Source organism: Roseateles sp. (assembly GCF_965229315.1).
Lineage (GTDB): Bacteria > Pseudomonadota > Gammaproteobacteria > Burkholderiales > Burkholderiaceae_C > Pelomonas.
Window position 1 is genome coordinate 1,327,383 of sequence record NZ_CBDDJA010000002.1, and the last position, 15,525, is coordinate 1,342,907.

14 protein-coding genes are annotated in these 15,525 nt (G+C 71.8%); 7 read left to right on the plus strand and 7 right to left on the minus strand.

Annotated features, from left to right (window positions below):
• Positions 1 to 161 precede the first annotated feature (161 nt).
• Positions 162 to 659, plus strand: coding sequence for an FxDxF family PEP-CTERM protein (locus tag ACO07H_RS10925; protein ID WP_422013968.1), 498 nt, complete (start codon positions 162 to 164; stop codon positions 657 to 659).
• Positions 660 to 683: 24 nt separating this feature from the next.
• Here ACO07H_RS10925 and ACO07H_RS10930 read toward each other — a convergent pair whose 3' ends face one another.
• From ACO07H_RS10930 to ACO07H_RS10940, 3 genes are all read right to left on the minus strand, one after another.
• Entirely contained in the window at positions 684 to 1,184 is a 501-nt protein-coding gene (locus ACO07H_RS10930) for an outer membrane protein assembly factor BamE (RefSeq protein WP_422013970.1), read from the minus strand.
• 91 nt (positions 1,185 to 1,275) lie between these two features.
• Entirely contained in the window at positions 1,276 to 2,316 is a 1,041-nt protein-coding gene (locus ACO07H_RS10935) for a quinone-dependent dihydroorotate dehydrogenase (RefSeq protein WP_422013972.1), read from the minus strand.
• Between the two features lie 14 nt (positions 2,317 to 2,330).
• Positions 2,331 to 3,281: a LysR family transcriptional regulator gene (locus ACO07H_RS10940; RefSeq protein ID WP_422013974.1), complete on the minus strand. Its 951-nt coding sequence runs from the start codon at positions 3,279 to 3,281 to the stop codon at positions 2,331 to 2,333.
• A 100-nt stretch (positions 3,282 to 3,381) separates the two neighbouring features.
• Between ACO07H_RS10940 and ACO07H_RS10945 the strand changes: the two genes are divergently transcribed.
• The 6 genes from ACO07H_RS10945 to rpiA all read left to right on the plus strand — a co-directional run bounded on the left by ACO07H_RS10945 (position 3,382) and on the right by rpiA (position 9,628).
• Positions 3,382 to 4,308 (plus strand): DMT family transporter, encoded by a 927-nt coding sequence (locus ACO07H_RS10945; protein WP_422013976.1) that lies wholly within the window; start codon positions 3,382 to 3,384, stop codon positions 4,306 to 4,308.
• 28 nt (positions 4,309 to 4,336) lie between these two features.
• Positions 4,337 to 5,470: a 3-deoxy-7-phosphoheptulonate synthase gene (locus ACO07H_RS10950; RefSeq protein ID WP_422013978.1), complete on the plus strand. Its 1,134-nt coding sequence runs from the start codon at positions 4,337 to 4,339 to the stop codon at positions 5,468 to 5,470.
• A gap of 233 nt (positions 5,471 to 5,703) precedes the next feature.
• A complete protein-coding gene (locus ACO07H_RS10955; protein ID WP_422013980.1) occupies positions 5,704 to 6,378 on the plus strand; it encodes a PEP-CTERM sorting domain-containing protein in 675 nt (224 codons plus the stop codon).
• Positions 6,379 to 6,460: 82 nt separating this feature from the next.
• Positions 6,461 to 7,102, plus strand: coding sequence for a PEP-CTERM sorting domain-containing protein (locus ACO07H_RS10960; RefSeq protein WP_422013982.1), 642 nt, complete (start codon positions 6,461 to 6,463; stop codon positions 7,100 to 7,102).
• A gap of 5 nt (positions 7,103 to 7,107) precedes the next feature.
• Positions 7,108 to 8,892, plus strand: coding sequence for a glycoside hydrolase family 16 protein (locus tag ACO07H_RS10965; RefSeq protein ID WP_422013984.1), 1,785 nt, complete (start codon positions 7,108 to 7,110; stop codon positions 8,890 to 8,892).
• A 52-nt stretch (positions 8,893 to 8,944) separates the two neighbouring features.
• Positions 8,945 to 9,628, plus strand: a complete 684-nt coding sequence (rpiA, locus tag ACO07H_RS10970) for a ribose-5-phosphate isomerase RpiA (protein ID WP_422013986.1) — start codon at positions 8,945 to 8,947, stop codon at positions 9,626 to 9,628.
• A gap of 67 nt (positions 9,629 to 9,695) precedes the next feature.
• On the opposite strand, the gene ACO07H_RS10975 is transcribed toward rpiA, so the two are convergent.
• The 4 genes from ACO07H_RS10975 to ACO07H_RS10990 all read right to left on the minus strand — a co-directional run bounded on the left by ACO07H_RS10975 (position 9,696) and on the right by ACO07H_RS10990 (position 15,511).
• The gene (locus ACO07H_RS10975; RefSeq protein ID WP_422013988.1) at positions 9,696 to 11,261 is read right to left on the minus strand and encodes a M4 family metallopeptidase; all 1,566 of its coding nucleotides are present in this window, start codon (positions 11,259 to 11,261) and stop codon (positions 9,696 to 9,698) included.
• 231 nt (positions 11,262 to 11,492) lie between these two features.
• A complete protein-coding gene (locus ACO07H_RS10980) occupies positions 11,493 to 12,839 on the minus strand; it encodes a methyl-accepting chemotaxis protein (RefSeq protein ID WP_422013990.1) in 1,347 nt (448 codons plus the stop codon).
• Between the two features lie 117 nt (positions 12,840 to 12,956).
• The gene (gene mnmC / locus ACO07H_RS10985) at positions 12,957 to 14,849 is read right to left on the minus strand and encodes an FAD-dependent 5-carboxymethylaminomethyl-2-thiouridine(34) oxidoreductase MnmC (RefSeq protein ID WP_422013992.1); all 1,893 of its coding nucleotides are present in this window, start codon (positions 14,847 to 14,849) and stop codon (positions 12,957 to 12,959) included.
• Entirely contained in the window at positions 14,846 to 15,511 is a 666-nt protein-coding gene (locus ACO07H_RS10990; protein WP_422013994.1) for an NAD(P)H-binding protein, read from the minus strand. Before ACO07H_RS10990 ends, mnmC begins: the two co-directional genes overlap by 4 nt.
• Positions 15,512 to 15,525 lie beyond the last annotated feature (14 nt).

The following is a 15,525-nucleotide window of genomic DNA, read 5'->3' on the forward strand; positions in this document are numbered from 1 at the left end:
CCAGGTGCAGAACTGACAGGGTGAGCGCCGGGTTAACACCCCGCTACAAGATGGGCCGGCGGCCTCCCTAGCACGAAGGGTGGCGAGGCCTGTTCTTCAATTTGCTGCGCCGCACAATGACTTCGGCGGTTGATCTTGACCGTCGTGTCAGGAGCCATGCCATGAAGTTGAAAACCATCACCGCCGCCTCTTTGGTCGCATTGACCACACTGGGCAGCCAGGCTGCGGACCTCGGCTGGGGCGAGCATTCGCTGCTCGAAAGCGCCTTTGGCGTCACCGCGGGGGGCGTCATCTTCGACACCTACTCGTTCTCGTTGGGCGTGCAGTCGGACGTCGCCAGCAGCGTGAGCTCGCTGGGCGCCATCAGCTCGGGCACCTACAGCCTGTTCGGCGTGGGCCTGGACGGCCAGGTCGGCACGGCGGACGACGTCGGCCTGGGCGCCTGGACCTACGGCGGCGCACCCACGGTGAACTCGCTGTCACTGGCCGCGGGCGACTACTACTACTCGGTGTTCGGTTTCGCCACCGGCGCGGCGGCGTATTCGCTCAACTCGGCCGCTACGGCGACGCCGGTCCCCGAGCCCGAGTCCTACGCGCTGCTGGCCGCCGGCCTGGGCGTCATCGGTGTCGTCGTGTCTCGCCGCCGCCGGCCATCCTGAACTGCGGGTGCCGGCGAGGTCGCCTCAGTCGTCCAGACCCGGGAAGCGCCGGTCTCGGAACACCATGCTCTGCGAGGTGCGCAGCACGACGCCGTCCTTGAAGTGCACGTTGAAGCGCAGGCCGTAGCTGCCGGGCTGGTCGGGCTCGATGGTCCAGTCCCAGACGTCCTCGCCGCTGTTGCGGTAGAGCACGCGGCTGCGTTCGGTGCCGAGGAGGCGGCTGACCTGCTCGGGCGTCATGCCGGACACGATGCGGGCGCGGGCGGCCGGGGTCAGCGTGTCCTCCACGCTCACCAGCCGGCCGTCGCCCGACAGCCGCACCATGTAGCAGTGCTTGCCCATCGGCTGGCTGGAGTATTCCAGCGTCCGCCCGCCGTCGGTCTCGGGCCAGATGCGCCGGGGCTGGCCGTACAAGGCCATCACGTCGGCCTCGCGGCTGGCGCCGGCGGTCAGCCGGGCGTCACGGTCGGGCGTGGCACAGCCGGCGAGGCAGGCGGTGCAAAGAAGCAGGGCGGCGAGGCGCATGGCGGTTCTCCAGGGGCTGCGGCAGGTGCATCGGCGGCGGCAATCGGGCTGCCTGCGCGGCGCGATGCCCGTGGCGCCGGCGGGCGCGGCGTCAGCGCCGGGCCAGGGCCCGCGCGCAGTCGCTGACCAGGGCCGGGCCCTTGTAGATGAGGCCGGTGTAGACCTGCACCAGGTCGGCGCCGGCCGCGATCTTCGCGCGCGCGTCCTCGCCGCTCAACACGCCGCCCACGCCGATGATGGGATAGCCGGCGGGCAGCGCCGCGCGCAGCAGGCGGATGACGCGGTTGCTCGCCTCGAACACCGGCGCGCCCGACAAGCCGCCGGTTTCGTTGGCGTGCGCAAGGCCTTGCACGGCGTCGCGCGCGATGGTGGTGTTGGTGGCGACCACGCCCGCGATGCCGTTGGCCGTCAGCGTGCGGGCGATGACGGCGACCTGGTCTTCTTCCAGGTCCGGCGCGATCTTCACGAACATCGGCACGCGCCGGCCGCTCTGCGCGTCCAGCTGCTGCTTGCGCTGCTGCAGCGCGCCCAGCAGCGCGTCCAGCGCGGCATCGCTCTGCAGCGCGCGCAGGTTCTTGGTGTTGGGGCTGGAGATGTTGACGGTGATGTAGTCGGCATGCGGGTGCACACCCTCCAGCCCCAGCAGGTAGTCGTCGGCCGCCTGCTCGATGGGCGTGGCGGCGTTCTTGCCGATGTTCAGCCCCAGGATGCCGCCGGCCTTGCGAAAGCTGTGCGCACGCTTCACGTTGGCGATGAAGCTCTGCAGCCCCTCGTTGTTGAAGCCCAGCCGGTTGATCAGCGCATTGGCCTCGGGCAGGCGGAACATGCGCGGCTTGTCGTTGCCGGGCTGCCCCTTGGGCGTCACGGTGCCCACCTCGATGAAGCCGAAGCCCATCGCGCCCAGGCCGTCGATGCAGCGGCCGTTCTTGTCCAGCCCGGCGGCCAGGCCCATGCGGTTGGGGAATCGCAGGCCGGCGATCGTGACCGGGTCGCTGATGCGCTCCCCACACCACAGCGCCTGCGCGGGCGTGTTCTGCAGCCGGGCGATGCCGTTCAGCGTCAGCTCGTGCGCGTGCTCGGGGTCCAGGCCGAACAGGAAGGGGCGGGTGAGGGCGTAGGGGATCAACGGCATAGCCGGCAATTCTCTCAGGCGACCTCGTCACGATCCCACGGCGGCACCTCGCCCATCTTCTCCAGCATGAAGTCGATCAGCGCGCGCACCTTGGGCGCCGCATGCCGGTTGGGCAGGTAGACGGCGTACAGCGTGTCGGCGTCTGCCAGGCCGCCCACCGGCTGCCAGTCGGGCAGCACGGCGCGCAGCCTGCCGGCACGCAGGTCGGCGCCGATGGCGTACGTTGGCAGCACGGCCAGGCCCATGCCGGCCAGCGCGGCCACGCGCAGCGACTCGCTGCTGTTGGCCGTCAGGCCGCTCTCGAAGCGCAGCGCGCCGCGCGTCTCGACCTCCGCCTCGCCCAGCGCCGCGTGCTTGAAGCGCCAGCGGTCCGGCGACTGCAGGTAGCCGAAGCGCAGGCAGCGGTGGCCGCCGATGTCCGGGACGGCCTGCGGTTCACCCTGCGCGGCGAGATAGGCCGGCGACGCGCACAGCACGAAGCGGATGGCCGCCAGGCGCCGCGCCACCAGCCCGTCCGACGGCTTGTTCGTCAGCCGCAGCACCACGTCGAAGCCTTCCTCGGCCAGGTCCACGTAGCGGTCGTTCAGCCCCAGCACCACGTCCAGCTGCGGGTGGCGGGCGCAGAACTCGGCCATCAGCGCCGTGAACTGCAGGTTGCCGAAGGCGGTGGACACCGACATGCGCAGCACGCCGCGCGGCTCGTAGCGGCGACCGGCCAGCTCGGTCTCCAGCGCCAGCGCCTCGTCCAGCAGCCGCAGCGCGCGGTCGTAGACGGCGCGGCCTTCGGCCGTGGGGCTGACGCTGCGCGTCGTGCGGTGCAGCAGCCGCGTGCCGAGTTGGTCTTCCAGCCGCACGACCTGCTTGCTGACGGCGGATTTGGTGGTGCCCAGCAGCCGGGCCGCGCCGGAAAAGCCGCGCGCGTCGACGACGCGGGCAAAGGCTTGCAGGTCTTCGAGGCGGCCCATACGTTGTGCTCCGTTTGGAAACTCTGAATCGACTTTTGACTGGATTGTGTCTTGATTGGTTGATTTCTAGAGTGGCGGCCTGCCTGTTCAAGGAGTTGCCATGTCCACCTTGTCGTCGCCCTGTCTGCCGGCGCGGTCCTTCCAGCCCAGCGTGTTCGAGCGGCTGCTGGCCACCGCGGCCGCGTCCAGCCTGCCGCTGGTCTTCATCGTGCTGTGGAGCAGCGGCTACGTGGCCGGCAAGCTGGCGTTGCCGCACACCGGGCCGCTGACGCTGCTGACGCTGCGCTTCGGCCTGGCCGCTGTCGTGCTGCTGGCCGTGGCGCTGGCCACCGGCGCGCCGTGGCCGCGCAAACGCGCGGACTGGGGGCATCTGGCCGCCGTGGGCGGGCTGATGCAGGTGCTGCATTTCTCCTGCATCTACTTCGCGCTGCAGTGGGGGCTGAGCGCCGGCATCGCCGGCCTGCTGATCGGCCTGATGCCGCTGGCGACGGCGCTGGGCGCGCACCTGTGGCTGGCCGAGCGCCTGACGCTGCGCCAGGGCGCGGGGCTGCTGGGCGGCCTGGCCGGTGTGGCGCTGGTGGTCGCCGACAAGCCGCTCGGTGGCGCCTGGCCCGCCTATGCGGCCGCGGGCACAGGCCTGCTGGGCCTGGTGGCCGGCACGCTGTACCAGAAGCGCTTTTGCGCCCACATGGACCTGCGCAGCGGCGCCGGCATCCAGATGGCCGTCTCTGCGCTGGCGGTCGCGGCGGTGGCCGGGCCGACCGAGCACTTCGCCATCGCCTGGGGGCCGGAGCTGATCGGCGCGTGGCTGTGGCTGGGCCTGGTGAACTCCATCGGCGCGTTCAGCCTGATGTTCATCATGATCCGCCGCGGCCAGGCGGGCCGGGTGGCGAGCCTGTTCTTCCTCATCCCGGGCGTGTCGGCGCTGATGGGTTTCGTGGTGCTGGGCGAGCGGCTGGCGCCGCTGGCGCTGGCGGGATTCGGGCTCTCTGCGCTGGCCGTGTGCGCGGCCGTGGCCAAGCGGTGAAAATAGCGGGCTTGCCTGGAGCCCTGCGATGAAACCTTTGGACGCCCCCCACCACGCCCGCCTGTTGGATCACGAAAGCGGCTCCCGCGACGCCACCCACGACATCACGCGCACCGACGACACCCGCATCGGTGCCGTGCGCGCGCTGATCAGCCCGGCGCTGCTGTTCGAGGAACTGCCCGTGCCCGACGCCGCGCTGGAACTGGTCGAGCAGTCGCGCCAGCAGATCAGCGACGTGCTGCACGGCCGCGACGACCGGCTGCTGGTCATCGTCGGCCCCTGCTCCATCCACGACCATGACCAGGCGATGGACTATGCCCGCCTGCTCAAGGTCGCCCGCGATGAACTCAAGCGCGATCTGCTGATCGTCATGCGCGTGTATTTCGAGAAGCCGCGCACGACGGTGGGCTGGAAGGGCTACATCAACGACCCGCGCCTGGACGGCAGCTTCCACATGAACGAAGGCCTGCGCCTGGCGCGCCAGCTGCTGCTGGACATCAGCAGCCTGGGCCTGCCGGCCGGCACGGAGTTCCTGGACCTGCTGTCGCCGCAGTACATCTCCGACCTGATCGCCTGGGGCGCCATCGGCGCGCGCACGACCGAGAGCCAGAGCCACCGCCAGCTCGCCTCAGGCCTGTCCTGCCCGGTCGGGTTCAAGAACGGCACCGACGGCGGCGTCAAGGTCGCCAGCGACGCCGTGCTGGCCGCGCGTTCGGCACACGCCTTCATGGGCATGACCAAGATGGGCACGGCCGCGATCTTCGAGACGCGCGGCAACGAGGACTGCCACGTCATCCTGCGTGGCGGCAAGGCGCCCAACTACGACGCGGCCTCGGTCAACGCGGCCTGCGAATCGCTGAAGGCCTCGGGCCTGCGCGAGCAGGTCATGATCGACTTCTCGCACGCCAACTCCAGCAAGAAGTACGAGCGTCAGGTCGACGTGGGCCGCGACGTGGCCGCGCAGATCGCCAGTGGCGACCGCCGCGTCACCGGCGTCATGATCGAAAGCCACCTGCAGCCCGGCCGCCAGGACTTGGCCGAAGGGCAGACCCGCGCCGACCTGAAGCCCGGCGTGTCCATCACCGACGCCTGCCTGGGCTGGGCGCAGACGGAGCCGCTGCTGCGCGAGCTGGCGGCCGCCGTCCAGAAGCGCCGCGGTTGACGGCTGCGGTTGCGGGCCGGCGGGCCCGGCAACCGTTCTCCCCCCTAGTTCATCGGTAGCGGCTTGGCGGTGACCGAGGGCAGCCCACATTGACAGCGTGCCGGGGCGGTCCTATGGTCCGCCCGGCACTGAAAGCGCTTTCAGAAAGCGCTTTCAGTGCCGGGCGACCGGCTTGCAGTTCGTCGTCGCCTGGTGCCGGGACACAGATCCCTTCCAAAACCAAAGGAGACGACATGCTGACCCTGAAGGCGACCTTCGCCACCCTTGCGCTCGCGGGTCTCACCGGGCTTGCCGGTGCGGACACCACCAACGGCATTGCCAACGGCGGCTTCGAAACCGCCGCGACCGACCCCGCCTACTTCGCCGCGGGCTGGCTGGCGGCGCCCACCGGCAGCCCGGCGCTGCTGTCCAACGTCGCCCACACCGGCGCGCATTCGGCGCTGCTGACCGTGCCTGCCGGCTTCGGTGCCTCCACGCTGTTCCAGGACTCGTCGGCGCACGGCGGCCTGCCGCAGCTCACCGCGGCCAACGTGGGCGACACGCCGATGCTGAGCTTCTGGGCCATGGGCGACGTCGGCACCACGGGCAACATCCTGTTCGCACTGCGCTATGTCGGCCCCGGCGGCATCCTGGCGGACAGCGGCAACCAGTTCTTCCAGGGCGCGATCAACGCCAGCGGCTGGACGCAGATCAGCTTCCAGGCCGGCGCCATTCCCGCCGGTGCGACGTCGGTGTTCCTGGAGATGAGCACGGCCGTGGGCCCGCTGCTCGACGGCCGCGCCAACGCCGTCTACATCGACGACATCCAGCTCACGCTGACCACGGCCGTGCCCGAACCGGCCAGCGTCGCGATGCTGATCGCCGGCCTGGGCGCGCTGGCTGTCCTCGCCCGCCGCCGCCGCGCCTGAGCGCCGGCCGACCCGCTTCTTTGCCACCTTTCGCACGCATGCGCCGGCCCGGCCAGGGCGGCGCATCCATGGAGACATCCGCATGAATTTCCACCCCCAACGACTGATGACCCTGCCCGCGCTGCTGCTGTGCGGGCTGACCGCCCACGTGCACGCGCAGACCGTGGTGCTCGACTCCTTCGGCCCGGGCGACGCCGTGGACGGCTGGCCGTCGCTGCTTTACCAGAGCGCCTCGGGCCGCCAGGACGTGGCCATCCCGTTCACGCTCAGCAGCGCCACGACCATCCAGTCCATCCTCACGTCCATCGACGGCCTGGGCGGCGTGACGCTGGGCATCCTGGCCCGCCAGGGCGCCGTGCCCACGGGTGCTGCCTGGCTGTACAGCAGCCACCTCGCCAACCCGACGGCCAACTCGCTGCTCACGCCCACCGGCTGGACGCTGGCGGCCGGCACCTACTGGCTGGCGGCCGTGGCCGACAACGGCTTCTCCGGCTCCTGGCAGAGCGGCACCGACGACTACACGGCCAACTGGGCCTACACCAACAGCGCCGGCGCCTGGCAGGAGGTGACGACCCAGTTCACCGGCCTGCCGGCCGCGCGCATCACCGTCACCGCCGTGCCGGAGCCGGCCAGCTTCGGCCTGCTGGGCGCGGGCGTGCTGCTTGTCGCCGCCGCCAGCCGCCGCAAGACCGCCCAGCAAGCCAACGCCAGCCAGCAAGGATGAACGCCATGCGTCAACAACCCACTTCCCCGCGCGCCTGGATGCGCGCCGTCGTCGGCGGCCTGCTGGCCGCGTGCAGCCTGGCCGCCTCGGCCAGCGTGACCAGCCCGGTCATCGGCCGGCTGCTGTGGTCCGAGGAGTTCAACGGCGCGAGCCTGGACACCAGCCTGTGGACCGCCATGGACGGCAACGGCTGCCAGATCGGCCTGTGCGGCTACGGCAACCAGGAGCTGCAGTACTACCGACCGGGCAACGTCGGCATCGCCAGCGTGCCCTTCGAGCCCGGCACGCGGGCGCTGGCCATCACGGCGCGGCGCGAGACCGTGGGCAGCAACGCCTTCACGTCCGGGCGCATCAACTCGTCCGGCAAGGTGCAGGTCAAGTACGGCATGGTCGAGATGCGCATCGCCACGCCGCAGGTCGGCATCGGCCTGTGGCCGGCCGCATGGCTGCTGGGCACCAGCCCGCAGTCGTGGCCGCGCAACGGCGAGATCGACATGATGGAAATGGGCGGCCGCCAGCCGGCGGGCATGCCCGCGGTTTCGCCCGACCAGTTCGTCGGCGCCAACGTCATCACGTTCCAGCAGGACGCCTGCGTGCCCGGCAACGAAAGCTGCGCCGGCTCCACCGCCTGGCAGAACAAGAACTGGTACACGCCCAGCCGCTCGCTGGCGAACCGCTTCGTGCTGTACCGCCTGTACTGGACCGACACGCAGATGCGCTTCACCGTCGTCGACAACGGCCGCGAGGTGGACATGTACAAGGCGCCGCTCGCGGTCAACTCGCCCGCGCTGAAGGAGCCCTTCTACCTGCTGCTGAACCTGGCGGTGGGCGGCAACTTCACGCCTGCAGCCACGCCGGCGCAGATCACCGCACCGCTGCCAGCCACCATGTACGTGGACTACGTGCGCATCTACGAGCTCGACGGCCTGGGCGAGGTCAAGCTGGGCGTGGGCACGCAGCCCGAGGTCGGCAAGTTCGGTGTCTTCACCGACCTGACGCCGGTCAACAACGGGCAGGTGCCGGGTGTATCCGCAGACGTCTTCATCTGGAACCAGGGCTCCATGACCGCCGGCGACATCGCGCCGTTCGAGGGCACGAATGTGCTGGCCTTCCGCTACTTCGCGCCGGGCCAGTGGTTCGGCGGCAGCATCCAGTCGCGCCAGGTGCACGACATGAGCGGCTTCCGCAACGGCCACATCAAGCTGAAGATCAAGGCACCCGCCAACGTCGCGTTCAAGATCGGCATCTACGACACCTACACCAACCAAAGCGCGGTGACCTTCCCGGCCAACACCACCGCCTACGGCCTGGTGCGCAACGGCGACTGGGGCACGGCGACCATCCCCGTGGCCGAGATCGCCGGCCCGCTGATCGCGCTGCAGTCCATGCTGGACCTGTTCCAGTTCTTCAGCGTGGACGGCGCGCTGCCGGGTGCGGAGTTCCAGATCGCCTTCGACGACATCATCTGGGACTCGGGCACGGGCAGCACGCTGAAGGTGCGCGCGCCCGTCACGGAAGTCGCCAAGGCGGCGGCCGCAATCACCGCGACCACGCAGACCGGCGCCAGCACGCTGGAGTTCGCGGCCACGTCCGCCGGCTGGGCCGACGTGCACTACAGCGTCAACGGCGGCGACACGCAGACCGTGCGCCTGCGCCAGGACGGCGCCAGCAGCCGCTACGCCGTCGGCGGGCTCAAGCGAGGCGACGTGGTCGAGGTCCGCTTCACGACCTGGGACGCCCAGCGCCGGATCGCCGTGGATTCGGCGGCCAGCCGGGTGGTCATGAAATGAGCGCGGCGGGTCGGCGCGGGCCCGCCCGCTCCGATCCCGCAAAATTGCGGCCATGAACCAAGACCAGCTCAAGCACCTCGTCGGCCGCGCGGCCCTGGACTACGTCCCCGCCGGCCAGATCATCGGCGTCGGCACCGGCTCCACGGTGGACTGCTTCATCGATGCGCTCGCGGCGCGGATCGCAGAGACGGGATTGGCCGTGGCCGGCGCCGTGTCCAGCTCCGAGCGCTCCACGCAGCGGCTGCAACGGCATGGCATCCACGTGCTGGACGCGGGCGAGGTGACGGGCCTGGGTGTCTACATCGACGGCGCCGACGAGATCGACGGCCAGGGCTGCATGGTCAAGGGCGGCGGCGCGGCGCTGACGCGCGAGAAGATCGTCGCCGACCTGGCCGAGCGCTTCGTCTGCATCGCCGACGAATCCAAGCTGGTGCAGACGCTGGGTGCCTTCCCGCTGCCGGTCGAGATCATCCCGATGGCCGCCGCGCAGCTTACGCGGCGCTTCGCGGCGCTGGGCGGCCAGGCAACGCTGCGCGCCGGCGTGCTCACCGACAACGGCGGCCACATCCTCGATGTGCGCGGCCTGTCCATCACCGACCCGCTGGCCTTCGAGACCGAGGTCAACCAATGGCCCGGCGTCGTCACGGTGGGCGTGTTCGCGCGCCACAGGGCGAAGGTCTGCCTTCTGGGCGAAATGAGGGGCGGCGCCGGCGGCGTCAGGACGTTGACGTTCTGAGGCGGCTCCGCATCACAAAAAGGGGCGCCATCGGCGCCCCTTGTCCTTGCCCTTGCGGCGGGCCGGGTCAGTTCACGCCCACCGCCGTCCAGGCCGCGGCGACCTTGCTGGAATAGTCGGTGCCCAGCGTCGCGGCCAGTTCCTGCGCGGCCGTGATCGTCGCCTTGCGGGCGGCGGCGTAGGTCGTGCTCGTCGTGAACTTGGTCGTCAGCGCGCGGTACCAGATCTTGGCCGCCGCGGCGCGGCCGATGCCGGTCAGCGTGCCCGAGCCCGTGGCCACGCGCGTGTTGCCGGACACGCACGTCGGGCTGGTGCCGTAGCTGCTGCTGGTGCCTTCGGCCAGTAGGAAGAAGAAGTGGTTGGCCACGCCCGAGCTGTAGTGCACGTCCAGGTTCTTCAGCGTGGTGTACCAGCAGTCCGCCGAGCCGCCGTCGCTGCTGGGCTTGACCATGCTGCGCAGCGCGCCGCCGCCCACCATGATCTTCTCGCCGATCAGGTAGTCGCCCGGGTCGCTGCCGTTGGCCGCGTAGAACTCGACCATGGTGCCGAAGATGTCCGACGTGGCCTCGTTCAGGCCGCCCGACTCGCCCGAGTAGATCAGGCCGGCGGTACGGCTCGTGACGCCGTGCGTCATCTCGTGGCCGGCCACGTCCAGCGCCACCAGCGGCTTCATCGACGTGCCGTCGCCGTCGCCATAGGTCATGCAGAAGCAGGAGTCCGACCAGTACGCGTTGTTGTAGCGGGTGCTGTAGTGCACGCGGTTGTAGGCGCCGGTGCCGTTGTTGGCGATGCCGTTGCGGCCGTGCACGTTCTTGTAGTAGTCCCAGGTCACGGCGGTGCCGTACTGGGCGTCGGCGGCGGCGCTGTTGGTGTCGCTCGTCGCGTTGTTGCCCCAGACGTTGTCGGCATCGGTCGCAATGCTGCCGCCGCTGGTGGCGTTGCGCAGGTTGATCGTGTAGGTGTTGCCGCGCGTCGGGTCGCGCAGCTCGTAGCCGCCGCTGATGCTGTTGGTGGTCAGCGTGACGTTGCCGCTGTACAGCGTCTTGCCGGTGCCATTGGCCGCCGCCGTGTGGATGTCGTCCCAGACGTCGAGCTGCCGGCCGTTGTCGGCGTCGATGATGACGTGCTTCTCGTACGGCGTGCCGTCGGCGGCCTCGCCGCTGACGCGCACTTCCCAGGCGATGCGCGGCTGGTCCTCGCGGGCCCAGACCACGCGCTCCACGCCCTTGCCGACCACACCGCCGGGGAAGGCGTCCGCCACCGCCTTCATCGCGGCCAGCGAACTGAGGGCCGTGCGCGCGGACGTCGCCAGCGCGGGCAGCAGCGCGACGCTGCGGTGCATGGTCGCGAGGTTGCCGAAACGGTCGGTCTGCACGATCAGGTCGGCGCCGATGGCGCGCAGGCCGCCGATGCGACGGTCCAGGTGCACGTGCGCGGCGCCGTCGTCGTCGACGACGATGTCGCGCACCTCGTAGCTGTGATCCTGGGCGTCGAGGCTGAGACCCGGGAACTGTTTCACGTAGCCTTGCGCGGCGGCGCGCAATTGCGCCTCGCGGGCGGCGTCCTGCGCCTGTGCCGCCGAGGTGAGGGCGGCCAGGGCGAGGAGGGTCAGCTGGTGGCTGGTTCGGAACATGGTGGGAACTCCGGTCGTTGGTGATGGCTGCTGGAGTACTGCGGCAGCGGCCCGCGGTGCGGCGCCGGGGCGCGACTATGCGTGTCACCTCACCGTGCAGCCAGCAGTGCCGCCCTGTCGCTCCGCTTGGGGACGGGAAGCCCCGGGTTCACAACCGGGCGCCGAAAAGCGCAGAGCCGGGCGAACCCGGCTCTGGCGTGCTGATGCGGTCGCGGCGCGAGGCCGCCAGCGTCAGAAGGTTTCCCAGTCGCCGTCGTCTGCGGGCGCCGGTGCTGCGGCCTTGCGTGCCGGTGCCGGTGCCGCGGCAGCCTGAGGCGCAGGGGCGGGCACGGCGGCGGGCCGCTTGATGGTGCTGGCGGCCGGGCGGGTGACGTGCGCTGCCGCTTTCTGCACTGCCGGCTTGTGCACCGCGGGTTTTTGCACGGCGGGCTTTGGCGCCGCCGCGGCCTTGGCTGGGGCGGCGCGCCGCGCGCCGCCGGCGAGCCTGAACACGCCGATGACCTCCGCCATGCGGGCCGACTGCTCGCGCAGGCTCTCGGCGGCGGCGGCGGACTCCTCCACCAGCGCCGCGTTCTGCTGCGTCATCTGGTCGAGCTGCACGACGGAGCCGTTGACGACGGCGATGCCCTCGCTCTGCTCGCGCGCCGCGGCGCTGATCTCGCCGATGATGTCCGTCACGCGCTGCACGCTGGCGACGATCTCTCCCATCGTCGTGCCGGCGGCCTGCACCTGCTGCGTGCCGGAGTCGACGCGCTCGACGCTGGCACCGATCAGCGTCTTGATCTCCTTGGCCGCGCCGGCCGAGCGCTGGGCCAGCGACCGCACCTCGGCCGCGACGACTGCGAACCCGCGGCCCTGTTCTCCGGCGCGGGCGGCTTCCACGGCCGCGTTCAGCGCCAGGATGTTGGTCTGGAACGCGATGCCGTCGATGACGCCGATGATGTCGTTGATCTTGCGCGAGCTCTGGCTGATCTCGTCCATCGTCGCCACCACCTGCGACACCACCTCGCCGCCACGGCGGGCGACGCTGGCGGCCGAGCTGGCGAGCTGGTTGGCCGTCATCGCCGCGTCGGCCGTCTGCTTGACGGTGCCGGTCAGCTCCGCCATCGACGAGGCCGCGTTCTGCAGGTTGCTGGCCGTCTGCTCGGTGCGCTGGCTGAGGTCCAGGTTGCCGGTGGCGATCTCCGCGCTGGCCGTGCCGATGCTGTCGGCCGCGCCGCGCACCTCGCCGATGAGCTTCTGCAAGGCCTGCTGCGTGTCGTCCAGGGCGCCCAGCAGGCGGCCCACCTCGCCGCTGCCGCCACGCGGGATGGCGTGGGTCAGGTCGAACCGGGCGAGCGCCTGCGCGGCCTCGGTCGCGGTCGTCAGGTCGCCACCACTGCCGGCGGTCAGCCATGCGAAGAGGCCGGCCCCCCAGGCCACGGCCAGGCTCAGGCCCAGCCAGGCCTTGGCCGCGCCGGCGTCGGCGCCCAGGCCCGCGAACGCCACCGCCGCGCCCACGCTCGTCACCACCAGCGCCACGCCCAATGCCGTGGCCAGGCGCTGTGCACCGCTGGCCGTACCGAACAAACCGCTCATGCGTCGTCTCCAACTGGAAAAAGAAACGCCGGCAGGCCGGCACCGCGGCGCAGTGTGCCGCCGCAGGCCGCTGGCGGACGGCCGGCCGGCGCGGCAAAGCGGCAATAGTTGCCGCGCTCAGCGACCGGCGTGCGCCGGGCGGCGCGCGCGGCGCACCGAAAAGCGCAGCGGGTCCACGGCATCCAGCAGGTCGGCCTCCAGTGGCCGGGGAGAGCCCAGGGCCAGCGCGGCCGTGAGGCGACCGCACAGCGCCGCCCAGGTGATGCCGCGCGACGCGAACGCCGTGCAGACCACCAGGCCGGGTCGGCGCGGACGCAGCCGCAGTTGATCGGCGTCGGCACCGGGGCCGTCGGCCGCCAGGCCGCCGACCAGCGGCAGGCGGTCCGGCGCGATGAGGCGCCAGGCCACGCGGCCCGAAAGCGGCGCCTGCGGCGGCGCGGCCAGGCCGGCCAGGCGTGCATAGCGCGCGAGGTTGTCGGCCTGGTCGGCGTCGCGCAGCGCGGGGGCCAGGTCGCCGTCGTGCGTGGTCGCGCCGCACCACACGCCGCCGTGGCCGTCGGCGATCGCATAGCCTTCGCCGGCCACGGGCACGGCGGGGCACCATGGCGCGTCCGGCAGGTGGCTGAGCTGGCCGCGCTGCACGACCAGCCCGGCGCCGGCCGTCCCCAGCAAGGGCAGCTGCCGGTGGCCGCCGGCCAGCACGACGAGCGGCGCGCGGGCGATGACCTGGCCGGCGTCGTCCAGCAGGCACCAGCCGCCGCCGTCCTCGCGCAGCGCGGCCACGGGGCGGTGCAGCCGCAGCGCGGCGCCACTGGCCTGCAGCATCGCCCGCGTGTAGGCGGCCGGATCGAGCGCGCCGCCGCCGGGGTAGAACCAGGCCGGATGCGCCAGCGGCGCGCCCGCGCGGGCGGACGCCTCGGCGGCGCCCAGCGCATCGACATAGCCCGGCACGGCCTGCATGCGTGACGGGTCCAGGCGAGTTTCCAGCCGCAGCAGGCCGCGCTGGTGCGGCAGCGCCAGGTCGGCCAGCAGCGCCTGCGTGGCCAGTGCCGCGGCGCGGTTGAAGCGGGCGTGCGGGCCGTCGTCGGGGTTCAGCGTGCCGTGGAACAGGCCCGCCGGGTTGCCGGAACTGGCCTGGGCGGGCGCGGCCAGCGCGTCGACGACGGTGCAGGCCACGCCCTCGCGCGACAGCGCCAGCGCGCAGGCCGCACCGGCCAGGCCGGCACCGACGATGACGGCGTGCGTCGCGCCCGGCGCCAGCGCTTCGCGGCCGGCCGGGCGCTGCGGCGTGTGGCGCGGCGCGAAGCGGGCGACGGTCATCTCGGGCTTGTTGGCAAAACCCGGCGCCAGCCCGACCTCGAAGCCCAGCGCGGCCAGCGACCTGCGCATCGGTCGGTGGATGCTCCACGTCGCGGCCGTCGTGCCGGGCACGGCGTGGCGGGCCAGGCTCTTCAGCAGCCACTCGTCCCACAGCGCCGGGTTGCGCTGTGGCGCGAAGCCATCAAGATAGAGCGCATCGGCGTCCAGCACCAGCTCACGCAGAAACTCGCGCGCGTCGCCCAGGCCCAGCAGCAGCGCCACCCGGCCGCCCTCGAAGCTCAGCGTGTGCAGGCCGGCCGTCAGCGGTGGCCAGCGGTCCAGCAACTGGGTGGCCAGCTCGGGCAGCGGGCTGGCGGCGTGCGCGCGGGCCAGGTCGTCGCGGTGCAGCGGGTGCTTCTCGACGCTGGCGAACACCAGCCGCCCGCAGCGTGCCGGGTCTTGCCGCCAGGCATCCCAGGTGGCGAGGAAGTTGTGGCCCAGGCCGAAGCCCGTTTCCAGCACGACGAAGCGCTCGCGCCCCTGCCAGCGGCCGGGCAGGCCGTTGCCGGCGACGAACACGTGGCGGGCCTGCGCGAGCGCGCCGGCGCGCGAGTGGTAGACATCGCCGAAGAGCGGCGAGGCCGGCGCCTGCGGGTCGGAGAAGTCGACCTCGGCGGGTGCTACCGCCACCGTGCGTGCCGCCGGCTTCATGCGCCCAGCTGCTGCATCTCGCCGGACTCGATGACGCGAACGGCCGGGCCGGGAGCGTCCAGCGCCAGCCGCATGGCGCGCGCGATGCGCCGCGGCGAGATCGGCCGCCACGCGGCGGGGATCAGCCCGGCGAGCGGCCGCGCGAGCTTCAGCGTCCAGGCCTCGGCGCTGCGGCGGGGCTGGTCCAGCGTCGCGCGCTCGCCATCCAGCAGCGAGGGCCGGGCGATGACCAGGCGCTCGAAGCCGAGCGCGACCAGCGCGTCCTCGGCTTCGCCCTTGACCTGGTTGTAGAAGACCGCCGAGCGCGTGCTGGCGCCCAGCGCGGAGACCAGGCCGCAGTGCGTCGCGCCGGCCTCGCGCGCGGCGCGGGCGACGGTCACGACGGCGTCGAGATCGGCGGCGCGGAAGGCCGCGCGCGAACCGGCCTGCGCCATCGTCGTGCCCAGCGCGATGAACACGCGGGTGGGGGCGGGCAGGGCGGCGAAGGACCCGGGCTGCGTGTAGTCCACGCGGGCCGTCTGCAGGCCTGCGGTGGCAGGCAGCCCGCTCGCCGGCCGGCGCAGCAGGGCCAGCACGGGCTGGCCCGCCAGTTCGGCCAGCAGCGCGCGGCCCACCAGGCCGCTGGCGCCGGCGACCCAGTTCAATTCAGCGGTGTGCGGCATGGGCGGGATTGTCG